The organism is Sorangium sp. So ce131 (assembly GCF_051519095.1).
GTDB lineage: Bacteria > Myxococcota_A > Polyangia > Polyangiales > Polyangiaceae > Sorangium.
The window spans coordinates 11411496-11428128 of the sequence record NZ_CP150455.1 but is presented as its reverse complement, the minus strand read 5'-3'; the positions used below and the strand labels follow the sequence as shown (position 1 = coordinate 11428128).

13 protein-coding genes are annotated in these 16633 nt (G+C 74.0%); 10 read left to right on the top strand and 3 right to left on the bottom strand.

From position 1 onward, the window contains the following. Window positions 1-59: 59 nt before the first annotated feature. On the bottom strand, window positions 60-887 hold the full coding sequence (locus tag WMF43_RS41480) for a hypothetical protein (RefSeq protein ID WP_437673421.1): 828 nt from the start codon (window positions 885-887) through the stop codon (window positions 60-62). Between the two features lie 371 nt (window positions 888-1258). Between WMF43_RS41480 and WMF43_RS41475 the strand changes: the two genes are divergently transcribed. Further along, the gene (locus WMF43_RS41475) at window positions 1259-1975 is read left to right on the top strand and encodes a DUF434 domain-containing protein (RefSeq protein WP_437673420.1); all 717 of its coding nucleotides are present in this window, start codon (window positions 1259-1261) and stop codon (window positions 1973-1975) included. Between the two features lie 34 nt (window positions 1976-2009). On the opposite strand, the gene WMF43_RS41470 is transcribed toward WMF43_RS41475, so the two are convergent. Continuing rightward, window positions 2010-2954, bottom strand: coding sequence for an NAD-dependent epimerase/dehydratase family protein (locus WMF43_RS41470; RefSeq protein WP_437673419.1), 945 nt, complete (start codon window positions 2952-2954; stop codon window positions 2010-2012). Between the two features lie 311 nt (window positions 2955-3265). Between WMF43_RS41470 and WMF43_RS41465 the strand changes: the two genes are divergently transcribed. Together WMF43_RS41465 and cysK are read left to right on the top strand one after the other, a co-directional pair. After that, window positions 3266-4336, top strand: a complete 1071-nt coding sequence (locus tag WMF43_RS41465; protein ID WP_437673418.1) for a sulfate/molybdate ABC transporter ATP-binding protein — start codon at window positions 3266-3268, stop codon at window positions 4334-4336. A gap of 40 nt (window positions 4337-4376) precedes the next feature. Then, on the top strand, window positions 4377-5336 hold the full coding sequence (cysK, locus tag WMF43_RS41460; RefSeq protein WP_437673417.1) for a cysteine synthase A: 960 nt from the start codon (window positions 4377-4379) through the stop codon (window positions 5334-5336). A gap of 49 nt (window positions 5337-5385) precedes the next feature. On the opposite strand, the gene WMF43_RS41455 is transcribed toward cysK, so the two are convergent. Then, window positions 5386-5940, bottom strand: coding sequence for a hypothetical protein (locus WMF43_RS41455; protein ID WP_437673416.1), 555 nt, complete (start codon window positions 5938-5940; stop codon window positions 5386-5388). Between the two features lie 77 nt (window positions 5941-6017). Here WMF43_RS41455 and WMF43_RS41450 point away from each other — a divergent pair, with 77 nt between their 5' ends. From WMF43_RS41450 to WMF43_RS41420, 7 genes are all read left to right on the top strand, one after another. After that, entirely contained in the window at window positions 6018-7082 is a 1065-nt protein-coding gene (locus tag WMF43_RS41450) for an AAA family ATPase (RefSeq protein WP_437673415.1), read from the top strand. Then, a complete protein-coding gene (locus tag WMF43_RS41445) occupies window positions 7079-9202 on the top strand; it encodes a hypothetical protein (protein WP_437673414.1) in 2124 nt (707 codons plus the stop codon). The genes WMF43_RS41450 and WMF43_RS41445 overlap by 4 nt, the downstream gene beginning before the upstream one ends. Then, a complete protein-coding gene (locus tag WMF43_RS41440) occupies window positions 9199-10404 on the top strand; it encodes an ABC transporter ATP-binding protein (protein ID WP_437673413.1) in 1206 nt (401 codons plus the stop codon). Before WMF43_RS41445 ends, WMF43_RS41440 begins: the two co-directional genes overlap by 4 nt. After that, window positions 10401-12140, top strand: a complete 1740-nt coding sequence (locus WMF43_RS41435; RefSeq protein WP_437673412.1) for an ABC transporter permease — start codon at window positions 10401-10403, stop codon at window positions 12138-12140. Before WMF43_RS41440 ends, WMF43_RS41435 begins: the two co-directional genes overlap by 4 nt. Before the next feature lie 237 nt (window positions 12141-12377). Further along, on the top strand, window positions 12378-13628 hold the full coding sequence (locus WMF43_RS41430) for a serine/threonine-protein kinase (RefSeq protein ID WP_437673411.1): 1251 nt from the start codon (window positions 12378-12380) through the stop codon (window positions 13626-13628). Between the two features lie 727 nt (window positions 13629-14355). Further along, window positions 14356-15612 (top strand): hypothetical protein, encoded by a 1257-nt coding sequence (locus tag WMF43_RS41425; protein WP_437673410.1) that lies wholly within the window; start codon window positions 14356-14358, stop codon window positions 15610-15612. Window positions 15613-15666: 54 nt separating this feature from the next. Then, window positions 15667-16611: a hypothetical protein gene (locus WMF43_RS41420; RefSeq protein WP_437673409.1), complete on the top strand. Its 945-nt coding sequence runs from the start codon at window positions 15667-15669 to the stop codon at window positions 16609-16611. Window positions 16612-16633 lie beyond the last annotated feature (22 nt).

Below are 16633 nucleotides of genomic sequence, written 5' to 3'. Positions count from 1 at the left end.
CGTGGCGGATCAGGGCGGCACGAGCCGCCGGCCGGTCGCGCCCCGGCCGGCGGATGCTCTCAGCCGGGCGTGCTCTCCATCTCGGCGGGCTCCGACGGCGCCGTCTCCTCGGCGTCCGCCTCGCCGGTGTCCTCCTCCGGCTCGGCGGCCGCCGGGGCGCGCTGCGGGCTCCGCTCGAGCAGCGCGAGGAACGGCGCGTGGAGCGCCTCGAGGAGCTCGCGGTGCTTGCCGCTCGGCGTGTGCTCGATCAGCCAGCCGATGTCGTCGTGGATGGCGTTGAACGCCGACGTGCACGCCGCCACGGCCTCCCGGATGCGCTTCGACCGGGCGACCGCGCGCTTCTGGCCGGCGCTCCGGCCGAGCCCCTTGGCGAGCGCCTCGGTCGCCTCCTCGATGCGCTTCAGGTGCGGCCCGGCGCCGACCTTCTTCACGTCAGCGGCGAGCGGCGCTTTGCCCGCAACCGCGACCTGATGCCAGCCGTAGTCGACCTCGGCGTCGTACGTGTACCGGGTCTGCTCGGTGCCGGCCCCCGCGAGCAGGGCGCCGCGGAGCCGCACCGCCGCGTCGCGCTGCGCCGGCTCCTTGCTCTCGGCCTCCGACGCCAGGAACAGGTGCAGCGCCCGCTGGGAAGCGTCCCACTCCGAGTCGAGCTCGGCGAGCGCCGCGGCCGAGGCGACGCCGAGCGCGTCATCGAGCGCCGTGATGCTCCAGAGCGCGCGCACCTTCCAGATCACCGGCTTCGGCGCTTCGAGGAGCAGCGCCGTCGGTACGCGGTTCGGGACATCGTACTTGGCGATCGAGACGCTCTTCCACGCGCCTTGCTCGAGATCGCGGGCGAACGCGCTGAACGCCTTGTCCGTGACGAAGCTGTAACCATAGGCTGCCATCGTTGTCTCCTTGATGATCCTCCCCCAGGAAACCGCGCATTCTAGCGAGAGGAGCGCGCGCCTCCGCAAGCGCTCAGCTCCAGATGCTCGGTCGGAACCTTGCTCGGCGCGCCGTGCGGCGGGGTGAGAGCTTCACTTCGGCTGGGCGTGACCTGGGCTGTACGCGCGTCCTGCGCGGCCGATCACGGCCGTCGATGTGGCGCTGCCGGGCGCGATACCGCTCGTGATCGAACGCTGCGACGCCGCGGCGTGCGCAGGCGAGGATCTCGATCTCGTGGTCGAATGGGTCCGCTCGCCGGCGTGGCGGATGGAGGCGCGGCGAGGTGCTACATCCTGGCGGCTGGGAGCCCTGCAGCCAGCCCGGCGCCCGCATGAACGCCACCTCATCCCGCGGCAGCCACCCCGACGACGGCCAGCTCTTCGGCCCCGACGCCGTCGCGCGCCTGCGCGTCGCCTTCGAGGAGGTGACGTGGCTCCTCGGCCGCGGTTACCCCGCGACCACGGCGATCCGGACCGTCGGCGATCACCACCAGCTGGCCGCGCGCCAGCGACTCGCGGTCCAGCGCGCGGCCTGCTCGGAGGCGCAGCGGGCCTCCCGCGCCGCGCGGCGCGCGCCCGCGTCGTCGCTGCGCGGCGCCGAGGTGAACATCGACGGCTTCAACCTGATCATCACCCTGGAGGTGGCCCTCTCGGGCGGCCTGCTCGTGCGCGGCCCCGAGGGGGCGCTCCGCGATCTCGCGGGGCTGCGCGGCAGCTACGCGCCGATCGCGGAGACCGACGCGGCCGTCGACCTGCTCGGCGACGCGCTCGCCCTCGCCGGCGCGGCGCGGGCGCGCGTCCTCCTCGACGCCGCCGTCTCCAGCTCGGGGAAGCTGCGCGCGCGCCTCCTCGAGCGGCTCGGCGGCGCGCCGTTCTCGATCGAGGCGACGCTCGTGCCCGATCCCGATCGCCTCCTCGCGGGCGCGCGCGGCGTCGTCTCCTCCGACAGCGTCGTCCTCGACCGCTGCGCAGGCTGGATCAACCTCGCCGGCGAGATCGTGGCCGCGCGGGTGCCCGCGGCGCACGTCGTCGATCTCGCCCTCCCCTGAGGCGCGCCTCGCCGCCCGGGGCGCCGCGAGCTCGCTACCGCGGGCCGGCCAGCTGCTTCTGCCAGGCCACCTGCGCCGCGAGCCCGTCGCGCAGGGCGACGCGGGGCACGTACCCGAGCGCCGCCCGCGCCGCCGCCGTGTCCGCCAAGGTGTGCCGGACGTCGCCGGCCTGCGGCTCGCCGCGCTCCACGCGCACGGGACCGGCGAGCTCCGCGAGCTGCCCGAGCGCCTCGTTGAGGCTCACCCGCGAGCCGCCGCCGATGTTGAAGACGCCGACGGCGCCGCCCTCCATCGCGCCGAGGTTGGCCTGCACCGCGTCGCTCACGTAGGTGAAGTCGCGCGTCTGCTCGCCGTCGCCGTGCAGGCGGATCGCCTCGCCCTTCAGGATCGCGGCGATGAACCGGTGAAACGCCATGTCGGGGCGCTGCCTCGGCCCGTACACCGTGAAGTACCGGAGCGACACCGTGGGCAGGCCGAAGTTGCGCCGGTAGAGCTCGCAGAGGTGCTCGGCGGCGAGCTTGGTCACCCCATAAGGCGAGTACGGCGCCGTCCGGCTCGACTCCCGCATGGGGACGTCGTCCGTGTCGCCGTACACCGACGACGACGAGGCGTAGACGAGCTTGCGCACCTCGCCGCGGGCCCTCGCCGCCTCCAGCAGCCGCTGCGTCGCGAGCACGTTGTCGCGCAGGTACCCCTCGAAGCTCTGCCCCCAGCTCGGGCGCACGCCGGCCTGCGCCGCCTGGTGGAAGACCACCTCGCGGCCCGAGAGCAGCGGGCGGAGGTCGGCGGTCGCGAGATCGGCCGTCGAGAGCGAGAACCGAGCCTCGCCGCGCAGCCGGGCCAGGTTCCCGTCCTTGAGCTCGCGGCCGTAGTAGTCCGCGAAGCGATCCACCCCGAGCACCTCATGCCCAAGCTCGATCAGCCGCTCCGCCAGGTGTGAACCGATGAATCCGGCCACCCCAGTCACCAGACAACGCATCCGCCTCCGTCCCTGGTCCGCCGCCCGCGGCCTCCCGTCTCGCCGCGGCGCGGCGATGCTAGCACCTCGGGCCGCTCACCGGACCGGCAGGCCAGCCGGCGCGGAGCCCGCGCTCATCGCTCCATGGCTGAGCGCGCCGCAAGGCAAACCTCGCACGGCGAGGGAACCTTCTTGCAAATTCCCTCACCTTTCCGATGCATATTTCTGAATCTGGTTGCGCCTCTCCGGCCGGCGCGCGACCCTGGTGCGCGTTTGCGCGTCCAGATTTTCTGTCTGCGGCGCGTTCAGGCGGCAGAAGGCCAGATGTTCTTATGGGGATTATCGTCCAGCAGCTCACGAAGCGGTTCGGTCCGAACAAGGTCGTCGACGAGGTCTCGTTCGAGATAGAGCGCGGCGCCCTGGTCGCGCTGCTGGGGCCGAGCGGAGGCGGCAAGAGCACGGTCCTCCGCATCATCGCCGGGCTCGAGACCCCCGACGCCGGCGAGGTGATCCTCAACGGCGAGAACGCGACGAACACCCGGGTGCAGGACCGGAACATCGGCTTCGTCTTCCAGAGCTACGCGCTGTTCCGCCACATGACGGTGCGCGAGAACATCGGGTTCGGCCTCGCGATCCGGAAGCGGCCCCGGAAGGAGATCGACGCCACCGTGGCCGAGCTCCTCGGCCTCGTGCAGCTCGAGGGGCTCGGGGGCCGGTACCCGCACGAGCTGTCCGGCGGCCAGCGGCAGCGCGTCGCGCTGGCGCGCGCGCTCGCGCCGGGCTCGTCGCTGCTCCTGCTCGACGAGCCGTTCGGGGCGCTCGACGCCAAGGTGCGGCTCGAGCTGCGCGAGTGGATCCGGAAGCTGCACAAGGAGCGCGGGATCACGAGCGTCTTCGTGACCCACGACCAGGAAGAGGCGATGGACCTCGCCGACCGGGTCATCGTGCTGCACAAGGGGCGCGTCGAGCAGATCGGGACGCCCGAGGAGATCTACGACCGGCCGGCGACCGAGTTCGTCGCGAGCTTCGTCGGATCGATCAACGTGCTCAAGGGGGAGGTGCGCGACGGCCAGGCGGCGCTCGGGACCTTCGCGATGCACGCCCCCCCGGGGACGGGCGACGGGGCGAGCGTGCGCGCGTTCGTGCGGCCGCACGACGTCGAGCTCCACGCGCGGATCGACTCGTCGGACGAGCAGCGCGGCGACGGCGCCAGCGTGGCGCGCGTCGAGCGGCTATCACGGGTCGGATGGATGGTCAAGGCGGAGCTACGCCTGTCCGACGGTCAGCCGCTCTCGGTCGAGCTGACCAAGGACCGGGTGGCCGAGCTCGGGCTCGCCGAGGGCGACAGGGTGATGGTGAATCTCCGCGACGCCAAGATCTTCGTGCAAGACTACGCCATCTAGCCGGGCGGCGTCGGCCGCCCCCAGCGCGGGAGGGCGGCACGTGGGCAGCATCTTCGGCAACATCGCGATGACGGTGGGGCGGACCCCCCTCGTTCGACTCAGCTCTGCGGGGAAGGGGCTGCGCGCCGAGCTGATCGGCAAGATCGAGAGCCGGAACCCGGGCGGGAGCATCAAGGATCGCATCGGCCTCGCGATGGTCGAGGCCGCGGAGCGGCAGGGCAAGCTGACCCAGGGCAGCGTGCTCGTGGAGCCGACGAGCGGCAACACGGGGATCGCGCTGGCGATGATCGCCGCGGCGAAGGGTTACCGGCTGATCCTCACGATGCCCGAGTCGATGAGCCCCGAGCGGATCGCGCTGCTCCGGGCCTTCGGGGCGGAGGTGCAGCTGACGCCCGGGACCTTGATGGTGCAGGCCGTCGCGCGGGCGCGGCAGATCGTGGAGGAGCGGCCCGGCGCCGTGATGCTGCAGCAGTTCGAGAACCCGGCGAACGCGGCCGCCCACCGCGCGACCACCGCGCTCGAGATCTGGGAGGACACGGACGGCCAGGTCGACGCCGTGGTCGCCGGCGTGGGGACCGGCGGGACGATCACCGGCGTGGGCGAGGTGCTCAAGGAGAAGAAGCCGGGCGTGAAGATGATCGCGGTCGAGCCCCGGAACGCGGCCGTGCTGAGCGGCGGCCGCGTGGGGGCGCACCTCATCCAGGGGATCGGCGCGGGCTTCATCCCGAAGATCCTCCGGCGCGAGCTCATCGACGAGGTCGTGCCCGTGTCCGAGGACGAGTCCTTCGACGCCGCGCAGCGGCTCGCGAAGACCGAGGGCATCCTCGTCGGCATCTCCGGCGGCGCGGCGATGGCCGCGGCGCTGTCGGTCGCGGCGCGCGACGACATGCAGGGCAAGAAGATCATCGTGATCCTGCCCGACGGCGGCGAGCGCTACGTCACGTCGCCGCTCTTCAAAGAGCTGGTGGGTTGCGCCCGCGGCGCCGCGCTCCGGAACTAGCAGCGCTGACGGAGCCCCGGAGAGGGGAGGCGGGGCCGCGGCGGCGCGCTCACTCGATGCGGACCGCCACGATCACCTTCATCCACACCCCCTCCTCGGGGATCTTCTTCGTCAGGTCGATCTCGCCGCTCCAGTCGACGTGCACGGTGTACCCGCCGTTCTCGGTGTCCTCGTAGAAGAACTTCCGGATGTCGCCGTGGTAGGCGCGATCGAGCGGGACGATGCGCTCCCCCTTCGGCATCGGCGACTTGCTGGCGATCGTCGTCGCCTCGCCGTCGACGACGGCCTCCGCGGTGATGCTCTTGATGAAGGTCAGGTCGGGGACGTTGCTGTCGCGCGCCTCGAGCCGGATGAACATGAGCTTGGCGCCGTCGACGGAGTTTGGATCCTGCGAGACGGAGACCTCGCTCCACCCGGAGAACCTCGCCTGCGAGGTCGGCTTGACGAGGAACTTGGTCTCCGCCTCGTGCTCGCCGACGATGCTGGCGCAGGAGCTCGCGCCGAGCGAGAGGGCCGCGGCGAGCGCCACGCCGGCGCGCGCGGAGAGCGCGGGAATGCAGAGCGATGCGAGGGCATTTCGACAGCGTCGGCTAAGCAGGTTCATGCGCAAAAGATAACACGCGAGGCCGCGATCGACGCGCGGCGCGCGGCCGGCTATGGTCGTGGCCCGAGGGCGATCGAATGGCGGCGGAATCAGGCGCAGGTATTGACGGCGGGCAAGGCGCGGCCCCCGCCTCCTTCGAGGCGCGGCTCGAGCTCGCGCGCCAGGCGAGCGGGCGCCTGCGGGAGGCGATCGGGCAGGTCATCGTCGGCCAGGGCGACGTCATCGAGCAGACGCTCTGGGGCATCGTCGCGGGCGGACACGTCCTGCTCGAAGGGGCGCCCGGGCTCGGCAAGACGCTCCTCGTCAGGACCATCGCCGGCTGCCTCGACCTCAGGTTCTCCCGCATCCAGTTCACCCCGGACCTCATGCCGAGCGACGTGACGGGGACGAACGTGCTCGTCGCGGCGGCGGACGGCGCGCGCCACTTCTCGCTGCACAAGGGGCCGATCTTCGGGCAGGTGATCCTGGCCGACGAGATCAACCGGGCGACGCCGAAGACGCAGAGCGCGCTGCTCGAGGCGATGCAGGAGCACGCGTGCACCATCGCCGGAACGCGGCACGTGATGGAGGAGCCGTTCTTCGTCCTGGCCACCGAGAACCCGATCGAGATGGAAGGGACGTACCCGCTGCCGGAGGCGCAGCTCGACCGGTTCCTGCTGAAGGTGCTCGTGCCGAGCCCGACCGAGGACGAGCTGACCGAGATCCTCGCCCGGACCACGGGCCACGACGGCGGGCCGCCGCCGCGCGTGCTCACCCGCGACGACGTGCTCGCGCTGCGGTCGCTCTGCCGCGACGTCGCGGTCGCCGAGCCCGTCCTGCGGTACGCGTCGCGGCTCACGCGCGCGAGCGACCCGGCCGCCGAGGGCGCGCCCGAGATCGTGCGGCGGGCGCTCCGGTTCGGCGCCGGCGTGCGCGGCGCGCAGTCGCTGGTGCTGGCCGCGAAGGCCGCGGCGCTGCTCCAGGGCAGGGCGCACGTCGCCTTCGCCGACGTGCAGCGGGTCGCGAAGCCGGTGCTGCGCCACCGCCTGATCCGGTCGTTCGAGGGCGAGGCGGAGGGGATCACGACCGACCAGGTGGTCGCCGCGCTCACCGCCGCGGTCGAGGCGCGCCCCGAGCCCGTGGCGCAGGCGATCCGGCGATGAGGCGCGGAGAGGCGGCGCGGGGGCGGGCGATCGGGCCCGCCCCGCTGTGGGCGGGCGCGGCGTGTTTCGCGGCGCTCGCGGCGGCGGCGCCGGCGCTCGCGCAGGCGCCGCCGTGGTCTCCGCCGGAGCTCCGCGTCGACGCGGCGCCGCTGTTCGGGACGAGCGGCGCGCTGCCCTGGGGCTGGAACCAGGTCGTCCTGCGCATCGAGAACCGCGGCGGCGGGGCGGTGAAGGGCGAGGTCGAGGTCGAGTCGAAGCGCTACTCCGACGACCGCGTCTTCATCGCGTCGGCGCCCTACAGCGTCGCGGCGGGCGCGTCGATCCACGTGCGCGTTCCCGTGCAGGTGTCGCCCTTCGGCGAGGTGGAGGTGCGGGCGATCGACGAGCACGGCGCGCGCGTGCACGTGGCGTCGCTCTCGTCGACCTCGCAGCGCGCCGTGGTGCTCCTCGACGTCAGCGAGGCGTCGCCCCTGCGGGGGACGCTGCACGAGGCGCCGGTCGCGCCGCTGTACCTGCCGACCGGGCGCGGGCCCGGGCCGTCGCCCGGCCCGACCCTGTGGGTCGAGCAGGCGGGCTTCGACAGCGCGACGGGCGACCCGCTGCTGCCCGATCGCGCGGCCCTCTACAGCGCGGCGGACGTGGTGTTCATGCGCACGGACAAGCTCGCGCGGCTGAGGGGCGCCGAGCTCGACGCGCTCGCCGGGTACGTGCTCGCCGGCGGGACGCTGGCGCTCGCCGTGGCCCGCCCCGAGGATCTCCGGCACCCGACGCTCGCGGCGCTCGTCGGGGGCGAGGTCGCGAGGGCGGGCCTCGCGCGGGAGGTGCTCGAGGAGATCGCGCCGCCCGCGCCGGGCGGCGGGAGCGGCCTCGGCAAGCAGGGCAACGCGCTCGCGCCGGCGCCGAGCGCGAGCCCCGAGGTGGCCGAGACGCTCTCGGGCTGGTCGGGCGGCAACCTGCGCGGGAGCCTGTACGGCAGCTCGGCGACCTACGGCCTCGGGGAGGTGCACCTGCTCGCGTTCGATCCCTCGCGCTCGCCCGCCGCCGTCGATCCGTGGGTGAAGATCCGGATGGCCGATCTCGCGCGCCGCGCCTACGACCGCCGCTCGACCGTCGCCTTCCGGCCGGGGGAGGAGGTGATGGGCCTCGATCTCGACCAGGTGCGGAAGCAGCTCGACCCGAACGAGAGCTCGCGCTGGGCGATCGGGCTCTCCGCGCTGCTGCTCTGCCTGTACGCGGTGCTCGCCGGGCCGATCAATTTCTCGCGGGCGGCGAGGCAGGGCAGGCCGCTCCGCGCGCTCCGTTTCCTGCCTATCTACGCGGCGGTCGCGTTCGCGGCGGTCGTCGGCGTGGGCGTGCTCGCGAAGGGGGTGCGGGGCAGGGCGCGCCACCTCACGCTCGTCGAGGCGGGGGCCGGCATGTCGGAGGGCGCGGTGCGCCGGTTCCGCAGCTTCTTCGTCGCGACGGCGGAGGACCTCACGGTGCGCACGACCGACGCGAGCAGCGTCATCAGCACCGCGGCGATCTCCGAGGTGCCCGTGCGGCCCGATCGGCTGAAGGTGGACCGCGACGGGGCCCGCTTGGCCGACGTCGCCGCGCGCGCGTGGCAGACGGTGATCGTCCGCGAGGACGGGACCGCGCCGATCGGCGACGGCATCGCCATGGTCGCCGACACGAGCGGCGACCTCGTCGTGAACAACCGGAGCGGGCGTGATCTGCGCGGCGGGATCCTGCGGCTGCCGTCGGGCGAGGCCCGCTACTTCGCCCGCGTCCGGGACGGCGAGAAGGTCTCGTCGCGCGACGGGATCGACGTCGGGACGCGCAGCGAGGGGCGGACGTGGCTGGCGCAGGTGGGCTTCGGGCGGCGGGTCGGCGGCATCGACGTCCACGACCTCGGCGGGAGCCTCCTCGTCCCCCTGCTCGCGCCCGACGCCCCGGGCCTGGGCGAGGCGTGGTGGGCGGTCGAGGAGGCCGCCGGCGACGCGGTCGACTGGTTCCCGGCCGGCGTGCCCGTGCTGCTCGGCCAGCTCGACGGCGGCGAGGGCCGCGCGAGCGACGCGGGGCTGCGGATCGAGAGCGACCGCGTGCTCGTGCGGATCGTCGGCCTCGGGGGTGCGCCGTGAGCGCCGCGCCCGGCGTCGCGCCGCCCCCGGACGCGCGGCCCGAGCGGCCGCCGCCGACGATCCGGGTCCGCCACCTCTCGCACCGCTTCGGCGCGCTCGACGTGCTCAAGGACGTGACCTTCGACGTCGGCCCCGGCGAGATCTTCGGCTTCATCGGCCCGAACGGCGCCGGCAAGACGACGACGATCCGGGTCATGGCGACCCTGCTCGAGCCGATGGCGGGGCGGGTCGAGATCGACGGCGTCGACGTCACGATCGACCCGGCCGCGGTCCGCCGCAGCATCGGGTACATGCCGGATCACGCCGGCGTGTACGACCGGATCACCGTGCGCGAGTACCTCGAGTTCTTCGCGGACGCCTTCCGGGTGCCGTCGCTCGACGTGGTCGACGCCGTCCTGGAGCTGACCGACCTCGGCAAGATCCAGGACCGGATCGTCGCGACCATGTCGAAGGGGATGAAGCAGCGGCTCCAGCTCGGGAGGATCCTGCTGCACGACCCCAAGGTCCTCATCCTGGACGAGCCGGCGAGCGATCTCGATCCGCGCGCGCGCATCGAGATCCGCGATCTGCTCCTGGAGCTGCGGAGCCTCGGGAAGACGATCTTCCTCTCGTCGCACATCCTCACGGAGCTCTCCGACGTGTGCACGTCGATCGGCATCCTCGAGAAGGGCCGCCTCGTGGTCGCCGGTCCCATCGGCGAGATCGCGGCGCGCCTCGAGGCCCTGCGCGCCGGGCACGCGGCCGGGCGCGCCCCGCACGGCGGCGGCGGCGGCGGCGGGCCAAGCCCGCACGTGCACGGCGCGCCGCCGTACGGCCCCGAGGCGAGGCCGCTCGGCGCGCCGGGCCAGCCGCTCGCGCCCGAGCCCTCTCCGGCGGCGTACGGCGCGGGCCCGCCGCACGCCGCCGCGCCCGCGGGGCCGGCCTACGCGGCGCCGCCCGCGCCGCTCCCGCGGCGCAAGGTGAAGGTGCGGGTCCTCGGCGATCCCGAGGCCGCGGCCTTCCTGCTGAGGGGCGGGCCGGGGATCCTCGACGTCGAGCTCGTCGCGGGCGCGGTGCACGTCAGCTACGTGGGCAACGACGTCACGATCGCCGAGATCGTCCAGCACCTCGTGCGGAGCGGGGTCGGGGTGATCGGGGTCGAGCCGGAGCGCAACGAGCTCGAGCGGATCTTCCTGGAGGTCACGCAAGGAGAGGTGCAGTGAGCGTGCAGACCGGCACATCGCCGTCCGGCGGCCCGTCGTCCCAGCGGCTCGTCGATCGAGCGCGCCACCGGGTGGGTCGCCTCTTTCGCGATCCGAACCCGATCTGGATCCGCGAGCTCAAGCAGGCGGCGCGCCTCGGCCGCACGCCGGTCATCCTCCTCGTGTTCGTGGTGTTGATGACGCTGCTCGTGTCGTCGCTCGGCGGCATCCTGTCGACGGACGTCTCGCCTGCGACGACGGGCGTGATCCTGTTCCAGGTCTTCTTCTCGCTCGCGTACCTCCTCGTGACCCTCGTGGGGCCGGCGGTCGCCGCGAACAGCATCGCGTCGGAGCGCGAGGGCCGCACGTGGGAGGCGGTGCTGCTCACCGGCATCCCGCCCGGCGAGATCGCGCGCGGCAAGTTCCTCGCCGCTTACACGGCGATCTCGATGTACGTGGTGATGCTCGCGCCGGTCGGGGCGCTGCCGTTCCTGTTCGGCGGGATCACCGCGCTCGAGGTGGTGATCGCCTTCCTGTTCCTCTTCCTGATCGCGCTGCTCAGCGTCGCCTTCGGCCTGGCGATCAGCTCGAAGATGGCGAGCCTCCGCGTGGCGATCCTCGTCACGCTGCTGCTCGCCTTCCCGATCTCGAGCGGCCTGTTCATGGCGGCCGGCTGGGGGCTCTCGTACGCGGCCCACCACGCCTGGCCCGAGGTCCCCGAGGGCCCCCCGATCTGGCTCCCCGCCGCGTACCAGCGCGCCCCGTTCGGCCTGGATTACGTGCTCTTCCTGGTCCTCTTGCCGACGGCGGCGATCCTCGTCCCCGCCTGGTTCCTGTACCAGGTGACCGTCGCGAACCTCACGAGCGAGAGCGACGATCGCTCCGTCGGCCTGAAGCGGTGGTTCGTGGTCTGCGCGCCGGTGCTCGCCGCGGCCGCCGCGGTGCCGGCGCTCTCGGTGGACCCGCACGAGCGCCTGGCCGCGATCCTCGCGGGCATGTGCGCGGTGCTGCTGTTCCTGACCTTCTGCGTGTTCCTCTTCGCAGGCGAGCCGGTCGCCCCTTCGCGCCGGGTCGAGGTGCACTGGGCCCGCGACGGCGCGAGCCGGCTCCGTCGCTTCTTCGGCCCCGGCGTGATGCGCTCGGCGTACCTCCTGCTCGGGGTCGGCGTCGCGGCGATCGCCGCGCTCTGGCTCCTCGGCTTCCAGCTGCTCGTCGACCCCTCGGTCGTGTCGCCCGGGTTCTCGGCGCAGCAGCTCGGGTATTTGACCAGCTACGCGCTTGCGTTCTACGTGTTTCTCGTCGGCCTCGGCGCGTTCCTCCGCGCGCGGACCGGCTCGTCCATGGTCGCGCGGGTGCTGCTCGTGACGTTGCTCTTCACGATCGCGGTGGGCCCCTGGATCGTCGCGGCGATCGCCGGCCTCATCGCCAGGAACGGCGCGGGCGACGGCGCGCTCGTCGTCGCGGCGCCCTCGCCGTTCTACGTGTTCCTGATGATGTCCAAGGCCGGCAGCAGCGACCCGGGCGCCTTCCTCACCGGCGGCTTCGCGGCGATGGCGGGCTGGCTCGCCCTCGGGCTCGGCCTGCTCGCCGCGGCGCGCTCGCGCTGCGCCGCCCTGATCGACCAGCGCGAGGCGGCGCTCGCGCAGACGGACGTGCTCCTCGCCCAGGAAGATGAGGCGGCGCGCGCGGCGGAGCGCGCCGCCGCAGCGGCTGCAGAGGGCGGGGCGCCGGGAGGCGCCGCCGACACCCCCGCCTGAACGAGCCCTCGCGCTGCCCTCAAAAATCGACCGTGCGCTCGACGTCGCGCGGAAAATTGGAGCTCACCACGGGAATGCGCGACGATGCGCTCGCGCGCAGATCTGCCGAAATCTTGAGCGCTCTCAGGGGGCGTGGGAGAAGGGCGAGCGCGCGCTCGCGGTCCGGGGGCGAGGGGACACACGGATCTCCGCGCAACGCGGCGATGGAGGCGCGACGCCGACCTGCTGAGGATCGCCTTGCCCTCGCACGAAGACTGCCGCTGCGCGGCGCCCGAGCTGAGCGACACCCTGCTGTACGGCACGCCGTACCGGCCGACGCGCCGGCTCGGGCGAGGCGGGATGGGCGAGGTGATCGAGGCCGCCCACGTGGGCCTCGACAAGCCCGTGGTGGTGAAGCTCTTGCACCGGGATCTCAGCCGCGAGCCGCGGCTGGTGGAGCGGATGCGCGTGGAGGCGCAGTCGCTGGCGCGGCTCGCGCACCCCAACCTGGTGACCGTCACCGATTTCGGGCAGACGGCCGAGGGGCGTACGTACCTCGTGATGGAGCGGCTCTACGGCCGGACGATGCGCGAGGAGCTCGCGGCGCGCGGCGCGTTGCCGGCGCTCGAGGCGATCGCGCTCGTGGAGCAGGCGCTCGCCGGCCTCGACGCGGCGCACGGCGCGGGGATCGTCCACCGCGACGTGAAGCTCGAGAACCTCTTCGTGTGCGATCCGGACGCGCAGGGGCGGCGCGTGGTGAAGGTGCTCGATTTCGGCATCGCCAAGGTGCTGGCCTCGCAGGGCGACGGGCGCGCGCCGTCGCCGTCGCTTTACCAGACGGAGGAGGGGGTGGTCGTGGGCACGCCGCGTTACCTCTCGCCCGAGCAGGTCTCCGGGCTGGCGGTGGACGCCCGCACCGACGTGTACGCCGCCGGCGTCGTCCTCTACACGTTGCTCGCGGGCCGCGGTCCGTTCGAGCATGTGAAGCCGCTCGTGGAGCTCCTGCGCGCCCATGCCAGCGAGGTCCCCGCGCCCCCGTCGCGCCACGCGCCGTGGCCGACGCCCCCGGAGCTCGACCGCGCGGTCCTGCGGGCGCTGGAGAAGCGGCCGGAGCTGCGGTTCCCGGGCGCCGCGGCGTTCGCGGCCGAGCTCTCCCGCATCGCCGCGCGGCTGGCCCACGGGTCGAGCCCGGCGGTCGCCCTGCCGTACGGGCCGTGCTGGCAGAGCACGGCGCCGCTGGTGATCCCCCCGGTCCGCGCCCACGTCGCCCCCACCCTGAGCGCGACGGTCGCGGCGTTCGGCCTCGGGGCGCCGGGCGAGGCCGCGCCGGCCGCGCCGGCCGCCGCGCCGCCGCCGCGCCGCCCGGAAGGCCGCGGGGCCGGGGAGACGCGCCGCGCGCGGCGGCCGAGAGCGGTCGCGGAGCCGAGCCGCGCGGACATGGTGATGCTGGTCGTCGGCGTGGTGCTCTTCGGCTTCGCCCTGGCGCTGCTGGCCAGCGTCGCGGGCTGACGGGCGGCCGCGACGTGGTCAGCGCTCGCCAGGAATCGCCCGCGGCGCGACGAAATCGCTACCATGCGGCTGTGGATGGACGCGCAGCGCTGGCGGAGAGCTCAACCGGGGTGCGGACGCCGGGAGGCAGGGCGGCAGGCGGCTCGACCTGGGCGCGGGCTCAGGGCCAGGAGCGGCGCGACCTCGCCCCCGAGCACACCCGGGCGTTCCAGCGAGGTAGCAAGATGGTGCTCGGGAGCGATCTCCCGCGGCGTCGCTGCGCGCGGCGGCGCGTCGCAGCCCGCGACGCCGAGGCCCGCGGGCCCGCGGGCGCGCCGTCACGCCCACGACGGGAGGGGCGCTCCGGCGGTGCATCCACCGGCGCCGCTCGTGTACCGCTGCGGGGTGACGTGATGCTTGGGCGCATGATGGCCGCGGCCGGGTGGGGTATCTTCGGGGCCATGCCGTGCCCCTGCCCCCGAGCCATCTCCGAGGGTATCGCGCTCCGGCCAGCGCGCGTACTACGCTGGCCCGCGCCGCCACGCGCGGGCTGGCCGGAGCGCTGCCGCCGCGCCATCCGCGCCATCCGCGCCATCCGCGTTATGCGCGTTATCCGCAGAAGAGCGATCGAGGCAGATGGCGTCGGGAGCGCGCCCATGAGAACGCTGAGCCTTGAACCGGGTGCTCGAAGCGCCGTTGCCCACGCCGGGCAGCAGCGCGGCCTTTGCGCGTCGCGAGAGGGGCAGGCATGACCAACAGGAACCCGAACAAGAGCCCGCCAGGCCAGCCGGCGGGTCAGGGCGCTGCGGGCGACGCCGCGCCGCAGCCGCAGCCGCAGCAGCCGCAGCAGCAACCGCCGCGCGGGTACGACGCGCCGGGCTTCGGGCCGCAGGAGCACCCCTCGCTGGCGCAGCCGCGGGCGCTGCCGCACGAGCCGCGCCGCAGGCCGGAAGAGGGCGCGCCCGCGCCCGCGGCGGCGCCCGCCGAGCGGGTGATGCAGTGGGGCGAGCCCAGGCCGCGCCGCCGGCAGGACCGCGAGGCGGGGCCCAGCGACAAGCAGGTGTACGTCCCGCCCGTCACCCTGCCCCCGAACCGGGAGCATCAGGCCATGGATCTGCAGAAGATCCAGGTGGCGCCGTCGCTGCTGAAGGGCGTCGACGAGCGGAACCGCCCGACGATGCGGCGGATCCCCGTGCAAGGCCTGCCGGCGCGCCCGCCGGGGATCCCCGACGATCCGGGCGCCCCGCGCTCGGGCGGCGCACGAACGGCGCGCGTCGGCGTCGGCAGCGGCGTCTGGCCGCCGCCCGACGAGGATCTGTCCGGCGCGCGTGGTCAGTCGGCCCGGAAGCAGCGGCCGCAGGCGGCCGCGGTCCCGGTGGCCACCGCCGTCGCGCCTCGCGCCGGCCAGCCGAGCTCGACGCGGACCGAGGCCACCGTGGTGACCGCGGCCGCGTCCGCGGCGGCGCTCGCCGCGCGCCGCCGTCGCGCGCCGCTCGGGCTGTTCGCGCTGCTCGTGTTCCTGGGCAGCGCGACCGCCGCGGGCTTCTGGGCGCTGTGGCGCGCCGCGAACCCCCCGATCGACGACGGCAGCACGTCGACGGTGGAGAGCGGCAGCGTTCCCGCGCCGGGCCGCGGCGCCACGACGCCCACGATCGAGCCGCCGCCGCCGATCCCGGCGCCGGTCCCGCGCGAGGAGCCGCCGCCTTCCGCCGAGCCGCCCGTCGCCGCTGCGCCGGAAGCCTCGACGGCGGCGCCGGCGGCGGACGCGAGCGCGTCCCGCGCACATCCCGAAGCGTCGGTGCAGGCCGCTCGCGCGCCTGCGGTGCGCCCCCGTCCGGTCGTGCGCCCGAGACCCTCGGCGAAGCCGGACGACGTGTACGAGTCGATCGAGAACAAGCCGGCCGCGTCCGCGGCGAGCGCCGGGGCCCCGCCGTCGCCATCACCACCCCCGGCACCCTCTCCGCCGCCGGGGACGACCGCGCCTCCGCGTCCGTTCGGCCACTGAGGAGCCGCCCTTCCGGAGCGCAATTTTCCCGGCACCACCATGCGAAAGCCATTCGTGAGATACCCCTGTCTATCGATCCTGGGCGCGGCGCTCCTTGCGAGGCCGAGCGTCGCGAGCGCGGCCGACGGCGCTCGTCTGAACGGCAACCCTCCGGTCGAGGGCGCGTCTGCGAGCTCGAGCGTCGGCGAGCGCGCGGCGCAGCTCTACCGGGAGGGGAACAAGTTCTATGACGAGGCGAAGTTCGTCGAGGCGGAGGCGCGGTACCAGGCGGCGTGGGACCTCCAGAAGAGCTTCGACGTCGCCGGCAACCTGGGGAACGTCGAGCTGGAGCTGAAGCAAGCTCGCGAGGCGGCCGAGCACCTCGCGTACGCGCTCGAGGCGTTCCCGCTCGGCGAGAGGGCCGAGAAGCGGCAGTTCTTGAAGGACCGGCTCGCTCAGGCCAAGTCGCAGGTCGGCACGCTCCGGATCAGCGTCAACGTCGACAACGCCGAGGTGTTCGTCGACGGCAAGCTCATCGGGCTGTCGCCCCTCCAGGGCGAGGTGTTCGTCGACCCTGGCAAGCGCGACATCGAGGCGCGCCGCGCCGGCGCGAGGACGTCGACATCGCTGCTGGTGGCGAGGGGATCGGACCAGAACATCGCGCTCAGCCTCGACACGGGGCCGAGCATCCCCTTGGTGGTCGCCGGCGGCGCGGTCGGGCTCCTCGGGATCGCGTCGGGCGTGACCTTCGCGTTCCTCTCCACGTCCCAGGGCGAGTACGCCGACGGAGAGCCGCGCCACAGCCAGGAGCGCGCCGAGCTGCGCAGGACCCAGACCACGTTCGCCAACCTCTCCTTCTGGAGCTTCGTCGGCAGCGGCGTGGTGCTCGCCGGGACCGCCGTGTACGTGTTCTCCACCTCGAGCCGCGCGCCGAGCCCGCACGCCGGGCTCACCGGCTTCCGCGCCGTGCCCCTCGTGACCTCCGAGGTCGCAGGCATGCTGGTCGGCGCGAGCTTCTAGCGAGGACGCGGGCGGGGGCTCT

Coding starts and splice junctions, on each gene's coding strand:
- WMF43_RS41480 (WP_437673421.1), bottom strand. CDS start 887: ATGGCAGCCTATGGTTACAGCTTCGTCACGGACAAGGCGTTCAGCGCG.
- WMF43_RS41475 (WP_437673420.1), top strand. CDS start 1,259: ATGAACGCCACCTCATCCCGCGGCAGCCACCCCGACGACGGCCAGCTC.
- WMF43_RS41470 (WP_437673419.1), bottom strand. CDS start 2,954: ATGCGTTGTCTGGTGACTGGGGTGGCCGGATTCATCGGTTCACACCTG.
- WMF43_RS41465 (WP_437673418.1), top strand. CDS start 3,266: ATGGGGATTATCGTCCAGCAGCTCACGAAGCGGTTCGGTCCGAACAAG.
- WMF43_RS41455 (WP_437673416.1), bottom strand. CDS start 5,940: ATGAACCTGCTTAGCCGACGCTGTCGAAATGCCCTCGCATCGCTCTGC.
- WMF43_RS41450 (WP_437673415.1), top strand. CDS start 6,018: ATGGCGGCGGAATCAGGCGCAGGTATTGACGGCGGGCAAGGCGCGGCC.
- WMF43_RS41445 (WP_437673414.1), top strand. CDS start 7,079: ATGAGGCGCGGAGAGGCGGCGCGGGGGCGGGCGATCGGGCCCGCCCCG.
- WMF43_RS41425 (WP_437673410.1), top strand. CDS start 14,356: ATGACCAACAGGAACCCGAACAAGAGCCCGCCAGGCCAGCCGGCGGGT.